Source organism: Corynebacterium sp. LK2537 (assembly GCF_040946485.1).
Taxonomy (GTDB): Bacteria; Actinomycetota; Actinomycetes; order Mycobacteriales; family Mycobacteriaceae; genus Corynebacterium.
Genome location: NZ_JAYWLQ010000003.1, coordinates 95,571 through 117,236 on the forward strand (window position 1 = coordinate 95,571; position 21,666 = coordinate 117,236).

Consider the following 21,666-nt stretch of genomic DNA (forward strand, 5'->3'; position numbering starts at 1 on the left):
ACTACTCTAACGCGTCCGATCCCGTTTCGGGCGGAGGGACTTCGCAGTATCGCTCCAAAACCACTCCCGCAATCGCCATGGCCAGCCCACCCAGGGCGGAGGCCAACACGCCGGTCAGATCGTCGGAGGCGGCGGCCAGGCGGCCGGCGTTCGGGACGACGTAGCAGGCAATGCCTGCGTACGCGCCGCCGACGATGGTCCCGGTCCACGCCGAGGCCTTCGCCACCAGCATGAACTGGGCAATCGTCAGGGGGTTCAGCTGGGTGCGGTCCAGGCCGATGCCGTCGTCGTTTTTGGCCTGCCGCACCTTCCACGCCAGGCCTAGGCAGAGCGCGGTCATGACCCACAGGGTGATAGACACCGTCGCGGGGATGGCCAGCATGGAGCCGTAGAAGCGGCCGGTCAGGATCGCGGCCGCGGCGGCCACGAAGAGCCCTACCCCGACTAGCGTTCCAATGGAGGTGCGTTTCACTTAGCGTTCCTTGATCTCGGCGACCTCGGCCGGGTCCAGCTTCGCGATCAGATCGCGGACGGGCACGCCGCTCAGGCGCGCGTCCGGGTCGGCCGCCAGCCACGGGACGAGGACGAAGGCGCGCTCGTGGGCGTACGGGTGCGGCACGGTCAGCGCGGGGTCGTCACTGACGTAGCCGTCGATGTCGACGATGTCGACGTCCAGGGTGCGCGGGCCCCAGTGCCGGATGCGCTGACGGTCGGCGGCCTGCTCGAGCTTCTGACCGCGGCGCAGCAGCTCGATCGGGGTCTCCTCCACGTCGACGATGAGCACCGCGTTGAGGAATTCGTCCTGGTCGGTAACGCCCCACGGCGGGGTGGAATAGACGGGTGAGGCCGCCACCGTCTGGTCCGCGAACTCGCGGAAGACGGTCTCCAAGAGTTTTTCTCGGTCGTCCATGTTGGAGCCGATGGATAGTACCGCGCGCATTAGCCCCTCCGGATGGTCTTCTTCGAGCGCCGGGCGACGACGGCGACGTCACCGAAGGTGCGCTCGATGGGGGCCTGCGGCTTGTGCACGGTCACCTCGACGGCGAAGAGCTGCTCGTAGGCTTCCATTGCGGCGTCGGCAATCCGGGAGGCGACGGTCTCGATGAGATCGTAGGGCTCGCCCTCGACGATCCCGGCGGCGAGATCCGCCAGCTCCGCGTAGTTGATGGTCTCGGCCAGGTCGTCGCTCGGGCTGAAGCTCAACCAGCAGGTGATGTCGACGAGGAACTTCTGGCCGTCCCGCTTCTCGTGGTCGAAGACCCCGTGGTAGCCGTAGCACTCCAGGCCGGTGAGCTCAATGCGGTCTGCCATTAGTTCCCCTGGTAATCCGCGCCGAGCTTCCAGGCGGCGGCGACATCGACGGCGTCGCGGGAAACGGCCACCTCGTGCACGCGCACGCACCACGCGCCCAGCTGGGCGGACAGCGCGGTCACGGCGGCGGTCGCGGGATCGGCTTCAGTCGGGCCGGCCGGCAGGTCGCGGTTTTTCCGGATGCCGGTCAGGAAACGCTTCCGGGAAGCGCCGACGAGCACCGGGTAAGGCCCGTCGATGAATTCGGGCAGGGCTTTCAGCAGCGCCCAGTTATCCTGCGGGGTCTTGGCGAATCCCAGGCCCGGGTCGATGCTGATGTTGCTCTCGCGCACGCCGGCCTGCAACGCCTTGCCTACCAGATCGTCCAGGACGTTGTGCACGTCGCGCACGACGTCGCCGCCGTGGTCGGCCGCGCCCGCGGCGTCGCCGAAGCGGACGGTGCGCCAGTGCATCAGGCACACGGGCAGGTCGGTCTCGCCCATCACGCGGAACATGTCCGGATCGGCCAGGCCGCCGGAGACGTCGTTGAGTAGATCCACGCCGGCCTCGGCGGAGGCGGCCGCCACGCTGGCGCGCATGGTGTCCACGGAGGTGAGGATCCCGTCTTCGTGCAGGGCCTTGATCACCGGGGTGACGCGGTCGCGCTCGACGCCCGCGTCCACGCGGGTAGCCCCCGGGCGGGTGGACTCGCCACCGACGTCGATGATGTCCGCGCCCTGGGCCACGAGCTCGTGGGCGTGCGCGATGGCGTCGTCGACGGCCAGCCACTTGCCGCCGTCGGAGAAGGAATCCTCGGTCACGTTGACAATCCCCATGACCAGCGTGCGGCCGGTCGGGGCGGACAGATCTGCAATCGACATGGTATTAGCTCCGGATTAGGCTCATGACCTCAGCGCGTGAGGCCGCGTTGGTTTTGAACCCGCCGCGCACGGCGGACGTCGTGGTGGTCGCGCCCGGCTTGCGGATGCCCCGCATGGCCATGCACAGGTGCTCGCACTCGATGACCACGATAACCGACTGCGCGCCCAGGGTATCGGTCAGCGCGTCGGCGATTTGGGTGGTCAGGCGCTCCTGCACCTGGGGGCGCTTGGCGTACATATCCGCCAGGCGGGCCAGCTTGGACAGGCCGGTGACGTGCCCGTCCTTGCCGGGGATATAGCCGATGTGGGCCACGCCGTAGAAGGGCACCAGGTGGTGCTCGCAGGTGGAATAGATCGGGATATCGCGCACCAGGACCAGCTCTTCGTGGTTCTCGGCGAAGGTCTTGTGCAGCACCTCGGTGGGATCCACGTGCAGGCCGGCGAAGATCTCCGCATACGAGCGGGCCACGCGGGCCGGGGTCTCCTGCAGGCCCTCGCGGTCCGGGTCTTCGCCCACGGCCAACAGGAGTTCGCGGATAGCCGCCTCGGCGCGCGGCTGGTCGAAGGAATTAGTCATCGTCGCGGTCCTTTTCGTAGTCCCCGGCGTGCTCGCCGAAGTTGAATCCGTACTCGCCGGACGGGGTCTCGCCGGCCTCCCGGCGCTCGCGGGCCGCGCGGGAGGCGTCCAGCAGTGTCATGCGCTTGGGCAGCTCCTCGCCGCGCTCCTTGGCCAGTTCGACCGGCGTCTTGACCGGCTCGCGGCCGGCCTGCTGCGGGAAGCGCACGTTCTCGCCCGGGAAGACGTCGTAGGACTCGCGCGGGACGATGTCGGTAAACAGGCGCTCCAGGTCCGGGCGGCGCAGCGTTTCCTTCTCCAGCAGCTCGGTGGCCAAAGCGTCCAGGTAGTCGCGGTGCTCGGCCAGGATCTCGTAGGCCTGCTGGTGGGCGCGGTCGAGCAGGTAGTGCATCTGCTCGTCGATCTTGGCGGCGATCTGCTCGGAGTATTCGCTGGTCCCGCCCGGGCGCCCGCCGAAGGGATCGCCCTGTTCCTGGCCGTACTTCACGGTGCCCAGCTCCGGGGAGAAGCCGTATTCGGTGATCATGGCGCGCGCGATCTTGGTGGCCTGCTCGATATCGGCGGAAGCGCCGGTGGTCGGGTGGCCGAAGACCAGCTCCTCGGCGGCGCGGCCGCCCATGGCGAAGACCAGGCGGGCGAACATCTCGTCCCGGGTGTACATGCCCTTGTCGTCTTCCTGGGCGGTCATGGCGTGGCCGCCGGTGCGGCCGCGGGCCAGGATGGTGACCTTGTAGACGCGCTCGATGTCCTTGAGCGCCCACGCGGACAGGGTGTGCCCGCCCTCGTGGTAGGCGGTGACCTTCTTCTCCTGCTCGGAGATGATCTTGGACTGGCGGCGCGGGCCGCCCACCACGCGGTCGGTGGCCTCCTCCAGGGCGTCGGCGGTGATCACGTTGCCGCCGATGCGGGCGGTCAGCAGCGCGGCCTCGTTGAGCACGTTGGCCAGGTCGGCGCCGGACATGCCGGCGGTGCGTTTGGCCAGCTGGGTGACGTCCACGTCCTTGCCCAGCGGCTTATTCTTGGAGTGCACGCGCAGGATCTGCTCGCGGCCGGCCAGGTCCGGGGCGGTGACCGGGATCTGGCGGTCGAAGCGGCCCGGGCGCAGCAGCGCCGGGTCCAGGATGTCCGGGCGGTTGGTCGCGGCGATGAGGATAACGCCCTCGCGGTCGCCGAAGCCGTCCATCTCCACCAGCAGCTGGTTCAGGGTCTGCTCGCGCTCGTCGTGGCCGCCGCCCATGCCGGAGCCGCGCTGGCGGCCGACGGCGTCGATCTCATCGACGAAGATGATGCACGGGCTGTGCTCCTTGGCCTGCTTGAACAGGTCGCGCACGCGGGAGGCACCCACGCCCACGAACATCTCCACGAAGTCCGAGCCGGAGATGGAATAGAAGGGCACGCCCGCCTCGCCGGCCACGGCGCGGGCCAGGAGCGTCTTACCGGTGCCGGGCGGGCCGTAGAGCAGCACGCCGCGCGGGATCTTCGCACCCAGCTCGTGGTAGCGGGTCGGATCCTCCAGGAAGTCGCGGATTTCTTGAAGCTCGTCGACGGCCTCGTCCGCGCCGGCCACGTCCTCGAAGGTGTTGGTCGGCATGTCCTTGGTGAGCTCTTTGGCCTTGTTGCCGCCGATGCCGAACATTCCCCCGCCCTGCTGCATGCGGGACATGAAGAAGAATAAAAGGCCAAAGAGCAAGAGCATGGGCAGCAGGAAGCTGAGCATGGAGCCCAGGAAGGATTCCTGGGTCACGTTGGTCTCGTACTTCTCGGCGTCGGTGTCCTTGACCGCGTTGAAGATCTGCTCGCTGGCCCGGGCCGGGTACTTCGCGACGATCTGCTCGACGCCCTCGCGGTCCTCGACCGTGATGGGCTTTTTCAGCTCCAGGCGCAGCCGCTGTTCGCGGTCGTCGATCTGGGCTTCCTTCACATTGCCGTCCTGCAGCTGCTGGATGGCCACCGACGTATCCGCCGGCTCGTAGCCGCGGGTGTCGTCGGTCAGGAAGGTAAAGGCGTACAGGGCGATGAGCAGGACCGCCGCGATGCCGCCGTAGCGGAGGATTTTCTGGTTTTTCATCAAGGAATAAGTCTAGTTGTTGCTGTAGACACTGGGGTGCAGGGTGCCCACGAACGGCAGGTCGCGGTAGCGCTCGGCGAAGTCGAGGCCGTAGCCCACCACGAACTCGTTGGGGATGTCGAAGCCGACGTCGAACAGGTCCAGCTTGGCCTTGACGACCTCCGGCTTGCGCAGGAGGGAGACCACCTGCAGCGACTTCGGGTTGCGGTTTTCCAGGTTGCCGATGAGCCAGGACAGAGTCAGGCCGGAGTCGATGATGTCTTCGACGATGAGCACGTCGCGGTCCGCGATGTCCCGGTCCAGGTCCTTGAGGATGCGCACCACGCCGGAAGAAGAGGTGGAGTTGCCGTAGGAGGAAACGGCCATGAACTCGAGCTGGGCCGGGATGGACAGCGCCCGGGAGAAGTCCGTGAGGAAATAAGCCGCGCCCTTGAGCACGCAGACCAGCAGCAGCTCGTTCTCGGCGTCGCGGTAGTGTTCGGAGACCTTGTCGGCCATTTCTTGGACGCGGCGGGCGATGTCGTCTTCGGAGAGGAGGACCGCTTCCACATCAGAGCCGTACCGCTTGTCCGGCACGGAGTAGTCCTTGGCCTCGTGCAGAGTCATGGTGGGGTGACCTTTCTTCTTCGCTTCTACCAGTGACAGTTTGCCACCTCGGCGCAGCACTTCCAAGCTCTGCACCGCCACCGGACCCTGGCCGTGCCAGTCGGTGCACAGCTTGTCGATGCCCCGGATGGCCGCCCGGCTCACCGGCACGCCGTGCGCGTTCAGCCAGCCGGCAATCGCGCGGCGGCGCTGCGGCTCGGCCAGCGCGGCCAGCTCCGCGCAGTCGTCGGTTAGGCGCGCGGGGCTAAGCAGCTCGTCGTCGGCGGCGACGTCCGCGGCCGCCTGGGCCAGCGCCGGGGTGGGATCCCCGCCGATGATGTCGCGCAGCAGCGGCAGGACCTGGGTGCGGATGGCCACGCGGCGGAAGCGGGCATCGGCGTTCTGCGGATCCTGCCAGGGGGTATAGCCCAGCTCCCGGCACGCGCCCGCGGTGTCGGCTCTCCTGATACTAAGGAACGGCCGCCAGAGGTTGTTTTCCACCTTTCGCATGCCCGTCGCCTTGCCGCGCAGGGCTCCCAGCAGCAGGGTTTCCGCCTGGTCGTCGGCGGTGTGGGCGACCAGGACGGGCCTTTCGGTGCCGAGCGCCTGGTACCGCGCGACCCGGGCGGCGGCCTCGGTGGGCTCGGGCACGTCGACGGTAACGATCTCCCCGGCCACGCCCAGCTGCCGCGCCGCCTCCACCGCGCGTTCGGATACCTCCCGCGAGCCGGACTGCAGGCCGTGATCGACGGAGACGGCGGTGATTTTGTCTTTGTGCTCTCCGTACTCGGCCGCCAGGGCGGCGGTCAGGGCGAAGGAGTCCGCCCCGCCGGAGAGCCCGACGGTGACAGCGGGATAGCCCTCCGCGAAGGGCCGCACCGCGGTGCGGCAGGCCAGAAAGTGCGGGGATTTCCGCGGCCAGAAGGGCTCGGCCATGGCTAGTACTTGGCCAGGATGCTGGTCAGCGCGTCCTGGTTGGCGCGGGCGGACAGCAGCTCGCCGTCGTTGGTCAGCAAGGCGAAGGCGTAGATGCGGCCGGACTGGCCCTGGGCGGTGCCGGCCAGGGCGGCGGTGCCCGTGAGGGTGCCGGTCTTGGCGCGCACGTAGCCCTTGCCGGAAAGGTCGCCGTAGCGCTCGTAAAGGGTGCCCTCCCCGCCGGCGACCGGCAGGTAGGTCAGCAGCGGGCGCAGGTCCGCGTCCTCGGCGGCGTGCTCGACCAGGTGGGCCAGCAGCTGGGCGTTAAGGCGGTTGTCCGGCGAGAGGCCGGAGTTGTCCTCCAGGTGCGCCCCGCTCAGGTCGTAGCCGGCTTCCTGCAGGACCTCGAAGGTGGCCTCGGTCGCGCCTTGGAAGCTGGCCGGCTTGCCCTGGTGGAGGGCAAGCTCGCGGGCGATGGCTTCCGCGGCGACGTTGTCGGAGTGCTTGACCATCTGCTCGGCGCGCAGGGACAGCGGCTCGGATTCGATGGTGGCCACGACCTGCGCTCCCTCCGGGGCGGTACCCTCGCCGGCCTCTGCGCCCAGGCGATCGGCCAATTGCTGGGCGACATCGCGGGCCGGTTGGTGGCTGCGCGGCACGTCGCCCTCGGTAGCGCCCAGGCGCCCGCCGTAGATCATGGACGGCTGCATGGGGGCGACGTAGCCCTCGTCCACGTTTTCCGGGTCCCAGCCGGTGGCCTGGTCGGGGCCGGACCAGACGGAGTTGTCGATTAGCACGCGGGAAGCACTTCCGATCTCTTCCGCGGCGCGCTCCAGCTGCTCGTGGGTCATCCACACGTCGCCGGCGGATTTAATGATGACGTCGTCACCGTCGCGCACGATATCGGTGCGCAGCCGCTCGTTCTCGTCCAGGGCTAGCGTGGCCGCGGCCGTGGTCAGCACCTTGGTGGAAGAGGCGGGGACGAGGGCCTTGCCCGCGTCTTTTTCCCACAGCACCGCCCCGTCCGTGGTGTCGATGATCTGCGCGCCGTAATTGGCCAGGTCTTCCTTGTCCAGGGCCTCGATTTCCCCCGTGAGCGCGGCAGCGTCGATGTCGCCCGGGGTGGCCGGGGTGAGCGCGTCTCCAGGGGCGGAGTGGGCATACGCCTCGCCGTGGTCTAGGTCGCTGTAGGCCTGCTGGACCGTGATACCCACCGCCGCGGTCGTGCCCACTGCCGCGGCGGTGACCACCGCAGCCAAGGTCCACCACACATGTTTTGCCTTCATCGCCTAATACCCTACCCCGGGCGCACGCTAGGATGTTCACTAGAATCATTACTGCCAATCTGCATTTCTTTTCATGGAGGTACAACGTGAGCGTTGAAGTAACCATCGAGATCCCGAAGGGCTCCCGCAACAAGTACGAGGTGGACCACGAGACCGGCAAGATCTACCTGGATCGCTACCTGTTCACCCCGATGGCCTACCCGGCGGACTACGGTTTCATCGACCACACCCTGGGCGAGGACGGGGATCCGCTCGACGCTCTGGTTCTCCTGCCGGAACCGGTCTTCCCGGGCGTCATCGTGGAAGCCCGCATCGTCGGCGTGTTCAAGATGACCGACGAGGCCGGCGGCGACGACAAGCTGCTGGCCGTGGTCGATGACCCGCGCTGGGAGCGCTACCAGGACATCGACGACGTCCAGCAGCACATCAAGGACGAGATCGAGCACTTCTTCACCCGCTACAAGGACCTGGAGCCCAACAAGGAGGTCACCGGTTCCGGCTGGGGCAACAAGGAAGAGGCGGAAAAGATCCACGCCGCCGCCATCGAGCGCTACCAGGGCTAGTCCTTATTATGCGTAACGTTAACCCGACTGAGGTCCCCGCGGGCGCCCAGCTCATCGACGTGCGGGAGGACAGCGAGTGGGCCACCGAGCACGCCGCTGGCGCCACCCACATCCCGATGGGCGAAATCATCGACCGCGTGGGCGAGCTCGATAGCGCTGAGCCCGTGTACGTCATCTGCCATTCCGGTGGGCGCAGCCTGCAAGTGGCCGCCTATCTGGAGCAGAACTTTGGTCTCGACACGGCGAACGTCGTCGGCGGGACCGATAACTGGAAGGCCAGCGGTTGCGAAATGGCCTAAATAGTTGGCTGACGCCAATCATTTAGGTTTTCGACCTTAGGGGCGCTACTATGATGGAATGACCTCAATACCCACCGAATTGCTAGAATCCCCGTCCTTCCAGTTGGAGCGCCTCCGCCGCCGCACCCGCGACGGCGTGGAGGCCGCCTTGTCCACCAAGCAGACCACCCTGCGCGAGTACTGGGTGCTGACCTGCTTGGTGGATTCTTCTGCCACCTCCCAGTCCTCCCTGTCCGAGCTTTTGGCTATCGATGCCTCGGATATGGTCCGCCTGCTCGACTCGCTGGAAAAGCGCGGCTGGGCCAAGCGCGAGCGCGACCCGCAGGACCGCCGCCGCCAGATCGTGGCCTCCACCAAGAAGGGTGCGAAGGCCCAGAAGGAACTGGCCCAGCTGGTCGACTCCGCCGAGGAAGAGGCCTTGGACTCTTCCACCAACAAGCAGCTCAAGCACCTGCGCAAGCTGGCCAAGTCGATCATTGCCGCGGACGAGGAAGAAGCGTAAATGGTCCCGCAGCACTACCTAGCCAGTGCCCTAGCCCCGCGCCCGCGGACTCTCTGGGACGTGCTGTGCACCACCGCTGAACTCTTCCCGGAAGCAGCGGCCATCGACGACGGCGAGGTGATGACCTACGCCGAACTCATCGACAGCGCCCGCGCCTGGGCGGCCGAGCTGGCCTCCCAGGGCATCCGCCGCGGCGACCGCATTGGCATCCGCATGACCTCGGGCCACCGAGAGCTCTACCTGGCCATCGCGTCCACCCTGGCGGTGGGCGCGGCCTACGTGCCGGTGGACGCGGACGACCCGGACGAGCGCGCCGAGATGGTCTTCGGCGAGGCCGACATCGACGGCCTGTTCACCGACGCCGGCTTCCGCCCGTTGCGCCGGGGCGAGCCCGTCCCGCTGGAGGAGCCGCAGCCGGAGGATAACGCCTGGATCATCTTCACTTCCGGCTCGACCGGCAAGCCCAAGGGCGTGGCGGTAAGCAACCGCTCTGCGGCGGCCTTCGTTGATGCGGAAGCCGCGCTCTTTTTGATCGACAACCCGCTCGGCCCGGACGACCGCGTGCTGGCGGGCCTGTCCGTGGCCTTCGACGCCTCCTGCGAGGAGATGTGGCTGGCCTGGGGCCACGGCGCCTGCCTGGTGCCGGCTCCGCGCTCGCTGGTGCGCTCCGGTATGGATCTGGGCCCCTGGCTCATCCGCCGCGACATCACCGTCGTCTCTACTGTCCCGACCCTGGCCGGCCTCTGGCCCGCCGAGGCCCTAGACCACGTGCGCCTGCTCATCGTGGGCGGCGAAGCCTGCTCGCAGGAATTGGTCGAGCGCCTAGCCACCGAGGACCGCGAGATGTGGAATACCTACGGGCCCACCGAGGCCACCGTGGTCGCCTGCGCCGCGCAGCTCAAACCCGGCCAGCCCGTCTCCATCGGCCTGCCGCTCAACGGCTGGGATCTGGCCGTCATCGACGGCTCCGGCAACCCGGTGGCCTACGGCGAGGTGGGCGAGCTGGTCATCGGCGGCGTGGGCCTGGCGTCCTACCTGGACCCGGTCAAGGACGCGGAGAAATACGCTCCGCTGGAGACCCTCGGGTGGCAGCGCGCCTACCGCACCGGCGATCACGTGCGGCTAGAGGAAGACGGACTCTACTTCGTCGGCCGCGTAGACGATCAGGTGAAAATCGGCGGCCGCCGTATCGAGCTCGGCGAGGTCGAGGCGGCAGTCGCCGCCGTCGATAACGTCTACAACTCCGCCGTCGCCGTGCAAAAGACCCCCGGCGGCGAGTCCGTGCTGGTGGGCTACGTGAGCCTGGAAGACCCCGCGCGAGCCTTCGACGAGCGCCGGGCGCACGAGCGACTAGCCGAGACCATGCCGGCGGCGCTAGTGCCGCGCATCTGTGTCATGGATGAGCTGCCCGTGCGCACCTCCGGCAAGGTGGACAAGAAGGCCCTGCCCTGGCCGCTGCCCGGCGTGGGCGTGGACAGCGCCGGCCTGACTAGCACCGAGGCCTGGTTGGCCCAGCTGTGGGTCGACGTGCTGGGCGTGTCCGTGGAGGATGAGAACGCGGACTTCTTCTCCCTGGGAGGCACCTCCCTGGCCGCCGCGACCCTGGTCGGCCGGATCCGGGAGCGCTACCCCACCGTGGCCGTGCGCGACCTTTACGACCACCCGCGGCTGGGCTCGTTGGCCGAGCACCTCGCCGGCGCCGAGCCGCGCCCGGCAACCCACGAGCCGCGTTCGGTGGCCCCGGTGGGGGCCGGGACCCGCATGGTCCAGACCCTGACCAACGTGGTCACCATGACGCTATCGGGCATGACCTGGATCGCCTGGCTGCTGCTGGGCTCGAACCTGGCGAAGGCGGCCGGCGTTGATTTCGCCGTGCACACCAACTGGTGGCTGGTGGCCGTCCTGCTGGTCGTCTTCGCGACCCCGCTGGGGCGCATCCCCATCGGCGCTTTGGGCGCCCGCGCGCTCACGGCCGGGATCGACCCGGGCGACTACCCGCGCGGCGGCTCGGTGCACCTGCGCATCTGGGCCGCGGAACGCTGGGCGGACGCCTCTGGCTCCCGGGGCATCGCGGGCGCTACCTGGGTCAACAACTACGCCCGCCTGCTCGGAGTGAAAATCGGCAAGTCCGTGGACCTACACACCCTGCCGCCCGTGACCGGGCTGCTGACGGTGGGTAAGCACGCGGCCATCGAGCCGGGCGTGGACCTGTCCGGCTACTGGGTGGACGGGGACATCGTCCACGTCGGCGCCATCGACATCAAGGAGGGCGCCCGCATCGGCGCGCGCTCGACCCTGCTGCCCGGCGCGGTCATCGGGGCTTACGCCCACGTGGAGACCGGCTCCACCGTGACCGGGGCCAAGAAAGTCAAGGCGGAGCAGCGCTGGTCCGGCTCCCCGGCGCGCAAGGTCGGCCGCTCCAAGCACCGCTTCCCCGATCACCCGCCGGCGCGGCGCTCCGGCTGGGTGCCGGTCTACGGGCTGACCTCGGTGGTACTATCCCTGCTGCCGATCATCGCCTTGGCTGCCGGCGCCGCGCTGGTGGTCGGGCTGGTTAACGGCCCGGGCAACCCGGCGGTCGGCGCCATCCTCTTCGCCCCGCTGGGCGGGTTGGTGGCCTTCGCGACCTACCTGGCGCTGACCTGGGCGGGCGTGCGGTTGTTCTCGCTGGGGCTTAAGCCCGGCACGAACCCGGTGCGCTCGGCGGCCGGCTGGCGCACGTGGACCATCACCCGCCTGATGGACGACGCACGCACCCACCTCTTCCCGCTGTACGCGGGCCAGCTGACCCCCGCCTGGCTGCGCAGCCTGGGCGCGAAGATCGGCTCCGACGTGGAGGTCTCCACCGCCGTGATGGTGCCCAAATTCGCGGACGTCAAGGACGGCGCATTCCTGGCCGACGACACCCTGCTGGGCGGCTACGAGCTCGGCGGCGGCTGGATGCTCACCGGCGTGTCCAAGGTGGGCAAGCGCTCCTTTTTGGGCAACTCCGGGGTGACGGGACCGGGCCGCAAGCTGTCCAAGAACTCCTTGGTGGCCGTTCTCTCCTCGACGCCGAAGAAGTCCAAGGCCGGCGCCAACTGGTGGGGATCCCCGCCGGAGCGCATGCGCCGCGTGGAGGCCCACGTCTCCACCGGCGAGTCCCGCACCTACCGCCCGGGGATGGGCGTGAAGGTGGCCCGCGGGCTGGTGGAGACCCTCCGCCTGCTCGCGCCGATGGCCTCGGCCATGCTGGCCGCCGGCGTGCTGGCCACCTTGCTGTGGCTGCTCAAGGCCGCCAACCTGGGTGTGGCGATCGCGCTGGGCGGCCTCGTCCTCATGGCCGCGGGCGCGGTCGCGGTGGCGATTGCCTGGGTGGCCAAGTGGGTCTGCGTCGGCCGGCACCGCACCGCGGATCACCCGCTGTGGTCGGCGTTCGTCTGGCTCAACGAGCTCCAGGACACCTTCGTGGAGGTCGTCGCCGCACCCTGGTTTTTCAACCACACCACGGGCGCGGGCGAAATCAACCTGGCGCTGCGTGCGCTGGGCGTCAAGATCGGCCGCGGCGCCTGGATTGAGACCTACTGGTTCCCGGAGACGGACCTGTGCGTGGTCGGCCGGGGCGCGTCCGTGGGCCCCGGTACGGTGGTCCAGACCCACCTTTTCCAGGACCGCGTGATGAGCCTGGATACCGTCACCGTCTCCGACGGGGCCACCCTGGCCGCCCACTCGGTCGCGCTTCCGGCCGCCACCATCGGGTCCGGCGCGACCGTCGCTCCCGGCTCCCTGGTCATGCGCGGCGATGCCGTGCCGCGCGACTCGGTCTGGCAGGGTAACCCCATCGAGCCGCTCGCCTAGCGCGGGAAGTCCTGGTACTTCAGCATCTTTCCGGCCTGGAAATCCCAGGCTTCCACGCGCACCCGGTCCGGGTAGACCTTGACCCGCAGGCCGGAGGATGCCTCGTCCTTCTCCTTCACGATTTTCTCGTCGTGGTCGCCGTCGGGCAGGTATTCGTTGAGGATCGCCCCGGTATTGACCACCGGGAAGGCGGCGTCCTTGTAGCGGTAGGTGCCCCACCAGTTGTTCTGCCGCAGCGAGGAGTGCGAGTGGCTGGTAAAGGCTACGATGTTCGGGTGCCGGGCGAGCACCTCGCTGAGTGCCTCCAGATCCTCGAAGTCGTTCTGGTACCACGCGGAGTGCGACATCGACACCGTCTGCGGCAGTAGCGGGTGGGTAAACACCAGCGGGGTTATTCCCTGGCTCTCCCAGTAGCCCAGGCGCGACTCCAGCCAGCCCAGCTGCTTTTCGGACAGCCGCTGGAAAGGCTCCTTGCCGCCGCGGTCGCGGTCGGAGTAGTACTCCGTGTTGATAGAAATCAGCGGCACCCCGCCAGCCATGACCTCCGCCCACGGCTCCGCCTGTCCGGAGTGTTCAAGGAAGCGCTGCAGGTACGTCTCGGAGCCCTCGGGCCCGTACATCTCGTGGTTGCCGATAGTCCACAGTTCCGTGCCGGAATCATGCGGCTGCGCGCGGTGCGCGGCGAGGAATTCATCCCACTGCGCTTCGGAGCCATCATCGACCAGGTCCCCGTTGAGCACCAGCGCGTCCGCTTTATCCTCCATGCCGTTGAGCTGGCGGACCGCGTCCTGGTAGTCCTCCGGGTCACCCTGCACGTCGGAGAGTACGTCCACGACCGCCTCCGGCGTGCCCACCTGCCCGAGCGGCCGCGTGACCTGAACGTTGTCCAGCGCCCACCACCAGTCATCGTTGCCGTTGCGGTAGACGAATTCCACCTGCATGGTTTTAGCACCTTCCGGCACGTCGAGCTCCAGGCTCTCGTGCTTGGAGAAGACATCCTCGGAAAAGACCGCGGCCTCGTGCGCCTCGCCGCCATCGAAGGCCACGCGCACCACCGCCGACTGCTCCGGGGAGCCTTGCCGGTAGTGGTGGTCGAATTCCAGATTTACCGTTTCCCCGTCGACGGGGATCTCCGGGCTGCGCAGCGCCGTGGTCATGGAGTCGGTCTCATTGAGGCGCTGCTGCTTGCTATCCACGATGGCCACGTTCCCATGCGCCTGCGTGAACCAGTGCCGCATGTCCGTCCCGGCCGCCCAGGTCCAGTCCCGGATGGTGGACAGCGCCCACCCGTTCCAGCGCGCCTCTCCGGAGCTGACCCCGGACGTCGACACCGACCAGCGCTCCGGCACGTTGTGCGTGAACTTCGCGGGGTTGGCGACCTCGTCGAAGCCCTCCGACCACAGCACCCGGTCACCCGAGTCAGCCGCAGAGTCAGAAACAGAAGAAGAACTCGACGACAACGAAGATAAAGACGATAAAGACGAAGTAGAAGACAGAGACGACTGTGCATGTGCCACCGGCGCGGCAAGGGCCGCAGTGCACATCAAGCTAACGAAAAAACGGGAAGAGTTATTCACCCCACTAACTCTTCCCTACCCCCATCACCGCAGGGTGACGACGAGATTAACCCTGAGGAAACTTCTGCTAGTCACCAATCTGGTCGCGGCCGCGCTTGACGATGTTGTCGTCCACCTCGCCGACGACGGAGTGGTCCTTGTTCGTGTACTCGAACTTGGACAACACGTAGCGCATGGCGTTGATGCGGGCGCGCTTCTTGTCATTCGACTTGATGGTGATCCACGGCGACTCGTCCGTATCCGTGTAGCGGAACTGCTCTTCCTTAGCGCGGGTGTAGTCATCCCACTTGTCCAGGGAAGCCAGGTCCATCGGCGAGAGCTTCCACTGACGCACCGGGTCGATCTGGCGGATGGCAAAGCGGGTGCGCTGTTCCTTCCGCGTCACGGAGAACCACAGCTTAGTCAAAGAGATGCCGGAGCCCAGGATCATGTTCTCCAACATCGGCACCTCGCGGAGGAACTCCGCGTGCTGGGATTCGGTGCAAAAGCCCATGACGCGCTCGACGCCGGAGCGGTTGTACCAAGAACGATCGAAGAAGACGATTTCCCCGCCCGCCGGGAAGTGCTGGATATAGCGTTGGAAGTACCAGGAGGTCGACTCGCGCGGGGACGGCTTTTCCAGCGCCACCGTGCGCGCACCACGGGGGTTGAGGTGCTCGTTGAAGCGCTTAATGGTGCCGCCCTTGCCCGCGGCGTCGCGGCCCTCGAAGAGGATAATGTGGCGCTGGCCCGTTTCCTTGGTCCAGTTCTGCCACTTCAGCAGCTCGATCTGGAGCGCACGCTTGGTGGACTCGTACTCGTCGCGCGTCATACGCTCGTCATAGGGGTAGTTTTCCCGCCAGGTCTGCACCGGCGAGCCATCCGGCATAATCAGCGCCGGGTCGTCCTCGTCAGAGTCGTCGACGACGTAGCCGTCGGTCTGCGCTAGGTCGATCTCGGGAAGTTCGTCGTCTTTGTGTTCAGCCATGTATTAAGTGTAACCTGCCCACCCCATTCTGGCGCGCCGATCTAGACATCTACTTTGCACAAAAGAGCAAAAAAGACCCCGTCCGAAGACGGGGTCTGATGCCGACTGCGTCAAGCAGTCAGAGCGGTGTTCTTAGACGAACATACCAATGAGCTGGGAAACGCCCTTAGCCAGCTTGACCAGCGGCTCCATCCAGTCGGTGACGCGGCCCAGATCAGCAGCGAAAGCGGAAGAGCCCTCAGCGAAAGTGTTGAAGCCTTCGTTCTCGAACATAATGTTTTCTCCTTTGAGAGTCGGATTAGATTGTGGGAGGGCTTAAAGCCCGTGGTTAGTGGCCGAGATAGCCACTAACCGATGGAATTACTTAGGCAGCAGCCTCTTCAGGATTGACTACCTTGTCGGTATTCGGGAAGAAGTCAGAGCTGCCCAGCTCTTCCCGACCCAGGAAGTTGACCAGACGGGCCAGGCCCTGGAAGATGTCATCAACGTTGCCGAAGACCTTGCCCCAGCCTTCCCAGGTGTCAACGAAGTTGTCGATGTGAGTCTGGATGAGAGAGAGATCCATGTTGAACTCCTAATCTAGTTCCGACTTACGCCGGAGAGGGTTTGCGGTTTTGCAGACACCCTGCGGGCGTCACACGAAGTAATTTTGCCACATTTCTTCCCGGCGTCAACCGGAACATGTTTGCACATTTTATTCACGCCCTAGAACTTGCGCCCCACCCGACCCGACAGAAACAGACACTACAACAGTTCCACCCCCACTCTTCCTGCGGTTTTGGCTCTATACGTACGCTTTTTTGTAATCTTTTTCGCCCAATGTAACGGACAGTTGTCTCGTCACGATAAACCTTCGCCTATTCTACGCGTTCTGATTGCTAATTCTTCTCAGCTAGACACCCCTAATGCGGGGGTAACCTTTAACAATCATTACCTGCACAGAGCTGGTAATATCTATATTCCCGACGGACTAAAAGATAGCTGTGCGGAACCTAAAGACTCCGCGCTCTGGGTGTGCGAGAGCACAAAAGGCCGCCTCCCGTATGGGAGGCGGCCTTAGGTTTGTGGGATGCTGGCTGGCTTAGAAGCCGCCCATGCCACCCATGGCATCGGCAGCAGCTGCGGCGTCGCCCGCACCGGCCGGCTGCGGCTTGTCAGCCACCACAGCCTCGGTGGTCAGGAACAGGGCGGCGATGGAGGCCGCGTTCTGCAGGGCGGAACGGGTGACCTTCACCGGGTCGTTGATGCCCTTCTCCATCAGGTTGACGTACTCGCCGGAGGAGGCGTCCAGGCCCTCACCAGCCGGCAGGGAAGCAACCTTGTCGGCCACCACGCCCGGCTCCAGGCCAGCGTTGTGGGCGATCTGCTTCAGCGGAGCGGACAGGGCCTCACGGACGATCTTGACGCCGGTGGCCTCGTCGCCGGTCAGGTCGGACAGGCTGTCCAGGGCAGAAGCGGCCTGCAGCAGGGCCACGCCACCGCCGGCGACGATACCCTCCTCGACGGCTGCCTTCGCGTTACGGACAGCGTCCTCGATGCGGTGCTTGCGCTCCTTGAGCTCGACCTCGGTGGCGGCACCGACCTTCAGGACGGCCACGCCGCCCGACAGCTTGGCCAGGCGCTCCTGCAGCTTCTCGCGGTCGTAGTCGGAGTCGGAGTTCTCGATCTCGGCGCGGATCTGCTTGATGCGGCCGTCGATCTGCTCCTGGGCGCCGGCGCCCTGCACGATGGTGGTGTCATCCTTGGTGACAACGACCTTGCGGGCCTGGCCCAGCAGCGGCAGGTCGGCGGTCTCCAGGGACAGGCCGACCTCCTCGGAGATGACCTGGCCACCGGTCAGGATAGCCATGTCCTGCAGGGTGGCCTTGCGGCGGTCGCCGAAGCCCGGGGCCTTGACGGCCACAGACTTGAAGGTGCCGCGGATCTTGTTGACCACCAGGGTGGACAGGGCTTCGCCTTCGACGTCCTCGGCGATGATCAGCAGCGGCTTGCCGGCCTGCATGACCTTCTCCAGCAGCGGGACCAGGTCCTTAATGTTGGAGATCTTGGAAGAAACCAGCAGGATGTACGGGTCCTCCAGGACGGCCTCCTGGCGCTCCATGTCGGTGGCGAAGTAGCCGGAGATGTAGCCCTTGTCGAAGCGCATGCCCTCGGTGACCTCGAGGTCGACGCCGAAGGTGTTGGACTCTTCCACGGTAATGACGGAGTCCTTGTTCACCTGGCCGTTGCCCACGGTGTACATGGCCTCGGCGATCTTCTCGCCGATAGCCGGGTCTGCAGCGGAGATGCCAGCGGTGGTAGCGATCTGCTCCTGGGTCTCGACCTCCTTGGCCGAGGACAGCAGGGAGTCCACGACGGCCTTGGTGGCGGACTCGATGCCGCGCTTGATGCCCATCGGGTTGGAGCCAGCCGCGACGTTGCGCAGACCCTCGCGAACCAGAGCCTGGGCCAGGACGGTAGCGGTGGTGGTGCCGTCACCGGCAACGTCGTCAGTCTTCTTCGCTACTTCCTTGACCAGCTCGGCGCCGATCTTTTCGTAAGCATCTTCCAGCTCAATTTCGCGTGCGATGGAAACGCCATCGTTGGTAATGGTCGGAGCGCCCCAGGACTTCTCCAACACAACGTTGCGGCCCTTCGGGCCCAGGGTGACCTTGACGGCGTCGGCCAGGGTATTCAGGCCGCTTTCCAGGCCGCGGCGGGCCTCTTCATCGAAGGCGATAATCTTTGCCATGGTGTTTGTGCTCCTCGTTTATTAGATAGGACGACACTCACGTCGGTGTTTGCATGGACGCCCGCGACGGCATGATTGGCGAGTGTTAGACCAACCTCAACCATGCAAACCAAGATTTCTAGCACTCGCCTTCTGCAAGTGCTAAGCACCATTCTGGCACTCGGGACCCCCGAGTGCAAGGACGCCGCCTACCACGAGCTACCCGAGCTCAGGCTGCTGGAGTTTAGGCTGCTCGAGCCGGTATTCGGTTTCGCCTCCTCCCGGGCGCTGACGTAGTCCGGAAAGGCCCTCGGCTCCTCCAGCGGTTGCTTTGCCGGGGCCATGTCCAGGCCGAGGTCCTTAGCGAAGACGACGCGAGTGGACTCGTATACCTCCGAGGCATCCAGGTTCAGATCGAAAACCCGCGCGCCGCGCAAGGTGTGCATCGCCGGCGTGCCGTCCCGCAGACCATAGGGGCCAAAGCCGGTACCCGGCGCATAACCCAGCTCCACGCCGAAGTAGTTGCCTTTGTACGTGTTGATGTGGTCGTGGCCGCAGTAGATGCCTTTCACGTCTCCCCGGTTAGCCACCGCGGCGTAGATACCGGAGTTGAACGCGCCCTTATAGACGTCCTCGTTCTTCTCGCCAACTATCTGGTGGCGCTCCTTGGCCTTCCCATGATCGGCCAAGGCGTTATTGTCGGGGCCGCCGAACCACATATCGCGGTGCTCGTAGGTCGGGATGTGGAAAAACATTAATCCTGGGACCTTAGTACCCGCCTCAGCCTCGAGCCGCGCAGAGTGTTCCTCGTACCAACGGATCTGCGCCGGGCGGAGGTAATCATAGGCCGGCATACCCTCCAACGCTTGCCCGGCCACTTCCTCACCGAGGTACGCGCCGGAGTCCAACAGCCAGAGCGCAAACGCCGGAGTCTTTCCATCCAGCACGGGAATCAGCGTGTTCGAAACCCCATAGCCCTCCGCCGTGGCCGGCGCGTTGTGGTTGTGGCGGTATTGCCGGACAAAGCGGGTCATCTCCGGCTTCCGCACGGTGACCGCCCCGACCTCCTCGGCCGGGTCCTCGTCGTGGTTTCCGAAGGTCACCGCCCAGGCGATGCCGCGCTCTTCCATCGGCAAGACCACGTTGTTGATGGCCTGGTAGACCTGCTCGTTGGTGGCCGGCCCGGCCGCGATGACGTCGCCGTTAATCAGAGCGAAGTCGGGTTTTTCGGCGTCCAAGACCTTGTCCATAAACTCGATGGTCCGCCGATCGGTCAGGTGATCGTCCTGCGTGTCGTTGAACTGGATGACCTTGCAGCGGCGCTCGGCGTTAAAGCGCAGCGGCTTTAACGCTGGGGCCGCGACGGCGGCCGGCTGGTGGGTGGTGGCGGCGGCCATCCCCAGCGCGCCGGTGGCGGCCAAGAGCGTACGCCGGTTGAAGGAACTCACGGGCTTTTTCTCCTTTAATATACGAATGCAAAAGAAGAGCCTACGCAGTCGAGATAGCCCGTGAGTTAATACTGCGTAAACTCTGCTTCTAGTCTTCTGAGCGCCTTAGGCTTCCTGCGACTTCTTCGCGGTGTAGCGGTAGACGAAGGCGAGCACGACCACGAAGAGGAGGGCGCCGACCCAGTTGGCGGCGGGGCCGCCGTTGCAGATCTCCAGCGGGCTGTCACCGCCGGAGGCGGCGATGATGGCGGCGTTGACCACACCGAACAGGGACTCGCCGACGATGAGGCCGGTGGCGGCCAGGGTGCCCAGCCGCTTCTTGGCTTCCGCGCCGTCCTGCTGGCCGGCCCAGCGGTTGTAGAAATACCCCAGCAGGGCGCCTATCGGGATGGTCACCGAGAGCGTGGCCGGCAGGTACATGCCCATGCCGGCGGCCAGCGGCGACAGGGACTTGTTCGCGGTGGTGCGCTGCAGGGTCTCGTCAATGGCGATCAGGATGGCGCCGATGCCGGCGCCCAAGAAGATGAGGTTCCAGTCCAGGGAGCTGTCGAAGATGCCGGAGGCGACCGAGGACATCAGCGCGGCCTGCGGGGCGGCCAGCGCGTCCTCGCCGGCGCCCTCCATGCCCTGGAAGCCAAAGCCGGTCAGCATGACCTGCAGGATGGGCGGGATGACCAAGGAGCCGAAGACAACGCCGATAACCAGGGCGACCTGCTGCTTCCACGGGGTCGCGCCGACCAGCTGGCCGGTCTTAAGATCCTGCAGGTTGTCGTTGGAAATCGTGGCGATACCGAAGACGATCGCGGCGGTGAACAGGGTGTAGGCCACCAGGGAGAGCGGATCCGCGCTGGTGCCACGGGTAACCGCGGCGATGATGAGGGACGCCGCCAGCACCGCGATGATACCGATGGAGGAGATCGGCGAGTTCGACGCGCCGATAAGGCCCGCCATGTAGCCGCAGACCGAGGCGATGATGAGGCCGGCCAAGAGAGTAAAGAGCACGGAGACGGTAATCAGCACGCCCATGTGCTCGTGGATGTCGGTGCCCTGCACGAAATCCCACAGCAGCAGCCCGATGGGCAGCATCAGCACCACGATGGTGGTGGCCACGTACGGGAAGGGGATGTCGCGCTCGGTGACGTCGACGGCCTGGCCGGCCTTCCGCAGGCGGGAGGAGGCGAGGCTTTCCCCGATGCCTTTGGCGATGGGTCCGATGATTTTCAGCAGGGTCCAGATGGCGGCGATCGCCATCGCGCCCACGCCGATGAAGCGGATCTCGTCCGAGAAGACGGTGTCCACCACGTCCGGCAGGCTGGCCGTGGCCGCTATGTCCCCGGTCTTCCAGGGCAGCAGGATGAAATAGGAGATGCCGACGCCGACCAGCATGGCAATACCCACGGGCAGGCCGACCAGGTGGCCGACGCCGATGAGCGCCGGCGAGAGGCTCATGCCCAGGGTGGTCGCGCCCGCGCCCAGCTTGAAATAGCTGCCCAGCGAGGAGGCCGCGGCCTTCATGGCCGCCAGCAGGCTCATCCCCGCGGAGACTAGGCCGCCGACCAGGATGACGCGCAGGCCGCGGGCGTTTTCGGCGTGGTTGCCGTTGTCGTCGCCGACCTTGAGCACCTCAGCCGCGGCGACGCCCTCCGGATACGGAAGGTCGGAGCCGGTGACCAGCGCGCGGCGCAGCGGGATGGAGTACATAACACCCAGGATGCCGCCGATGGCGCAGACCGCGGCGGTCTCCAGGAAGGAAAAACCAGTCCAGTAGCCGACCATGACCAGGCCGGGCAGCACGAAGATGATGGCAGACAGGGTGCCGGCCGCCGAGGCGATGGTCTGGACGATGTTGTTTTCTTTAATATTGTGCCCGGCGAATTTGCGCAGGATAGCCATGGAAATCACGGCCGCCGGGATGGAGGTGGCAAAGGTCAGCCCCACCTTCAAGCCGAGGTAAACGTTGGCGGCGGTAAAGACTAGGGTGATCAGCCCGCCGATGATGATGCCGCGGAGGGTCAGCTCCCGCAGGCTCGCCTGTGAACCGGCGGCGGTTTCCGTTGTCGCCATGCCAGGTCCTTTCTAGCTAGTATGGAGGTTTTTCGCCCGCGCCCGTGGGGATTACTGCCAGAACCTGACAGGGTAGGAGTCCTAGCAGGTAGTTTCC

General features: G+C 66.1%; 18 protein-coding genes and 2 pseudogenes. 4 read left to right on the forward strand and 16 right to left on the reverse strand.

What is annotated here, in order from left to right:
- Position 1: 1 nt before the first annotated feature.
- The 9 genes and pseudogenes from VVS03_RS05315 to dacB all read right to left on the reverse strand — a co-directional run bounded on the left by VVS03_RS05315 (position 2) and on the right by dacB (position 7,602).
- A complete protein-coding gene (locus tag VVS03_RS05315) occupies positions 2-472 on the reverse strand; it encodes a DUF3180 domain-containing protein (protein ID WP_368534206.1) in 471 nt (156 codons plus the stop codon).
- Complete coding sequence (folK, locus tag VVS03_RS05320; protein WP_368534205.1) at positions 473-940, reverse strand: 2-amino-4-hydroxy-6-hydroxymethyldihydropteridine diphosphokinase; 468 nt, start codon at positions 938-940, stop codon at positions 473-475. It lies immediately after the preceding gene.
- Entirely contained in the window at positions 940-1,311 is a 372-nt protein-coding gene (folB, locus tag VVS03_RS05325; protein WP_368534204.1) for a dihydroneopterin aldolase, read from the reverse strand. Before folB ends, folK begins: the two co-directional genes overlap by 1 nt.
- The gene (folP, locus tag VVS03_RS05330) at positions 1,311-2,171 is read right to left on the reverse strand and encodes a dihydropteroate synthase (RefSeq protein ID WP_368534203.1); all 861 of its coding nucleotides are present in this window, start codon (positions 2,169-2,171) and stop codon (positions 1,311-1,313) included. The genes folB and folP overlap by 1 nt, the downstream gene beginning before the upstream one ends.
- Positions 2,172-2,175: 4 nt before the next feature.
- Positions 2,176-2,748, reverse strand: coding sequence for a GTP cyclohydrolase I FolE (folE, locus tag VVS03_RS05335; protein WP_296203329.1), 573 nt, complete (start codon positions 2,746-2,748; stop codon positions 2,176-2,178).
- A gap of 73 nt (positions 2,749-2,821) precedes the next feature.
- Positions 2,822-4,816, reverse strand: a pseudogene (ftsH, locus tag VVS03_RS05340) (ATP-dependent zinc metalloprotease FtsH); the annotation flags it as partial.
- Positions 4,817-4,828: 12 nt separating this feature from the next.
- The gene (hpt, locus tag VVS03_RS05345) at positions 4,829-5,416 is read right to left on the reverse strand and encodes a hypoxanthine phosphoribosyltransferase (protein WP_368534249.1); all 588 of its coding nucleotides are present in this window, start codon (positions 5,414-5,416) and stop codon (positions 4,829-4,831) included.
- Positions 5,417-5,458: 42 nt separating this feature from the next.
- Positions 5,459-6,337, reverse strand: a pseudogene (tilS, locus tag VVS03_RS05350) (tRNA lysidine(34) synthetase TilS); the annotation flags it as partial.
- A gap of 2 nt (positions 6,338-6,339) precedes the next feature.
- Positions 6,340-7,602: a D-alanyl-D-alanine carboxypeptidase/D-alanyl-D-alanine-endopeptidase gene (dacB, locus tag VVS03_RS05355; RefSeq protein ID WP_368534202.1), complete on the reverse strand. Its 1,263-nt coding sequence runs from the start codon at positions 7,600-7,602 to the stop codon at positions 6,340-6,342.
- Positions 7,603-7,688: 86 nt separating this feature from the next.
- Here dacB and VVS03_RS05360 point away from each other — a divergent pair, with 86 nt between their 5' ends.
- Genes VVS03_RS05360 through VVS03_RS05375 form a run of 4 tightly spaced genes read left to right on the forward strand, consistent with a single transcriptional unit; the run spans position 7,689 to position 12,803 of the window.
- On the forward strand, positions 7,689-8,165 hold the full coding sequence (locus VVS03_RS05360) for an inorganic diphosphatase (protein ID WP_368534201.1): 477 nt from the start codon (positions 7,689-7,691) through the stop codon (positions 8,163-8,165).
- Positions 8,166-8,173: 8 nt separating this feature from the next.
- Positions 8,174-8,464 carry a rhodanese-like domain-containing protein gene (locus VVS03_RS05365; RefSeq protein WP_368534200.1) on the forward strand — a complete coding sequence of 97 codons (291 nt, stop codon included), beginning with the start codon at positions 8,174-8,176 and terminating at the stop codon, positions 8,462-8,464.
- Positions 8,465-8,522: 58 nt separating this feature from the next.
- Positions 8,523-8,966, forward strand: coding sequence for a MarR family winged helix-turn-helix transcriptional regulator (locus VVS03_RS05370; RefSeq protein ID WP_368519891.1), 444 nt, complete (start codon positions 8,523-8,525; stop codon positions 8,964-8,966).
- Complete coding sequence (locus VVS03_RS05375; protein ID WP_368534199.1) at positions 8,967-12,803, forward strand: Pls/PosA family non-ribosomal peptide synthetase; 3,837 nt, start codon at positions 8,967-8,969, stop codon at positions 12,801-12,803.
- Here VVS03_RS05375 and VVS03_RS05380 read toward each other — a convergent pair.
- The 7 genes from VVS03_RS05380 to VVS03_RS05410 form a co-directional block, all read right to left on the reverse strand.
- Positions 12,800-14,209, reverse strand: a complete 1,410-nt coding sequence (locus VVS03_RS05380; RefSeq protein ID WP_368534198.1) for a metallophosphoesterase — start codon at positions 14,207-14,209, stop codon at positions 12,800-12,802. The genes VVS03_RS05375 and VVS03_RS05380 overlap by 4 nt on opposite strands.
- A 238-nt stretch (positions 14,210-14,447) precedes the next feature.
- Entirely contained in the window at positions 14,448-15,347 is a 900-nt protein-coding gene (ppk2, locus tag VVS03_RS05385) for a polyphosphate kinase 2 (protein WP_368534197.1), read from the reverse strand.
- 132 nt (positions 15,348-15,479) lie between these two features.
- On the reverse strand, positions 15,480-15,620 hold the full coding sequence (locus VVS03_RS05390; RefSeq protein WP_368534196.1) for a hypothetical protein: 141 nt from the start codon (positions 15,618-15,620) through the stop codon (positions 15,480-15,482).
- Positions 15,621-15,711: 91 nt separating this feature from the next.
- Positions 15,712-15,912 (reverse strand): hypothetical protein, encoded by a 201-nt coding sequence (locus VVS03_RS05395; RefSeq protein WP_368534195.1) that lies wholly within the window; start codon positions 15,910-15,912, stop codon positions 15,712-15,714.
- Positions 15,913-16,428: 516 nt separating this feature from the next.
- The gene (groL, locus tag VVS03_RS05400) at positions 16,429-18,078 is read right to left on the reverse strand and encodes a chaperonin GroEL (RefSeq protein WP_368534194.1); all 1,650 of its coding nucleotides are present in this window, start codon (positions 18,076-18,078) and stop codon (positions 16,429-16,431) included.
- Positions 18,079-18,266: 188 nt separating this feature from the next.
- Entirely contained in the window at positions 18,267-19,505 is a 1,239-nt protein-coding gene (locus VVS03_RS05405) for a metallophosphoesterase family protein (protein WP_368534193.1), read from the reverse strand.
- Between the two features lie 105 nt (positions 19,506-19,610).
- Positions 19,611-21,569 (reverse strand): OPT family oligopeptide transporter, encoded by a 1,959-nt coding sequence (locus tag VVS03_RS05410; protein WP_368534192.1) that lies wholly within the window; start codon positions 21,567-21,569, stop codon positions 19,611-19,613.
- Between the last annotated feature and the right edge of the window lie 97 nt (positions 21,570-21,666).

Coding starts and splice junctions, on each gene's coding strand:
- folK (WP_368534205.1), bottom strand. CDS start 940: ATGCGCGCGGTACTATCCATCGGCTCCAACATGGACGACCGAGAAAAA.
- folB (WP_368534204.1), bottom strand. CDS start 1,311: ATGGCAGACCGCATTGAGCTCACCGGCCTGGAGTGCTACGGCTACCAC.
- folP (WP_368534203.1), bottom strand. CDS start 2,171: ATGTCGATTGCAGATCTGTCCGCCCCGACCGGCCGCACGCTGGTCATG.
- folE (WP_296203329.1), bottom strand. CDS start 2,748: ATGACTAATTCCTTCGACCAGCCGCGCGCCGAGGCGGCTATCCGCGAA.
- dacB (WP_368534202.1), bottom strand. CDS start 7,602: ATGAAGGCAAAACATGTGTGGTGGACCTTGGCTGCGGTGGTCACCGCC.
- VVS03_RS05365 (WP_368534200.1), top strand. CDS start 8,174: ATGCGTAACGTTAACCCGACTGAGGTCCCCGCGGGCGCCCAGCTCATC.
- VVS03_RS05370 (WP_368519891.1), top strand. CDS start 8,523: ATGACCTCAATACCCACCGAATTGCTAGAATCCCCGTCCTTCCAGTTG.
- VVS03_RS05375 (WP_368534199.1), top strand. CDS start 8,967: ATGGTCCCGCAGCACTACCTAGCCAGTGCCCTAGCCCCGCGCCCGCGG.
- ppk2 (WP_368534197.1), bottom strand. CDS start 15,347: ATGGCTGAACACAAAGACGACGAACTTCCCGAGATCGACCTAGCGCAG.
- VVS03_RS05390 (WP_368534196.1), bottom strand. CDS start 15,620: ATGTTCGAGAACGAAGGCTTCAACACTTTCGCTGAGGGCTCTTCCGCT.
- VVS03_RS05395 (WP_368534195.1), bottom strand. CDS start 15,912: ATGGATCTCTCTCTCATCCAGACTCACATCGACAACTTCGTTGACACC.
- groL (WP_368534194.1), bottom strand. CDS start 18,078: ATGGCAAAGATTATCGCCTTCGATGAAGAGGCCCGCCGCGGCCTGGAA.
- VVS03_RS05410 (WP_368534192.1), bottom strand. CDS start 21,569: ATGGCGACAACGGAAACCGCCGCCGGTTCACAGGCGAGCCTGCGGGAG.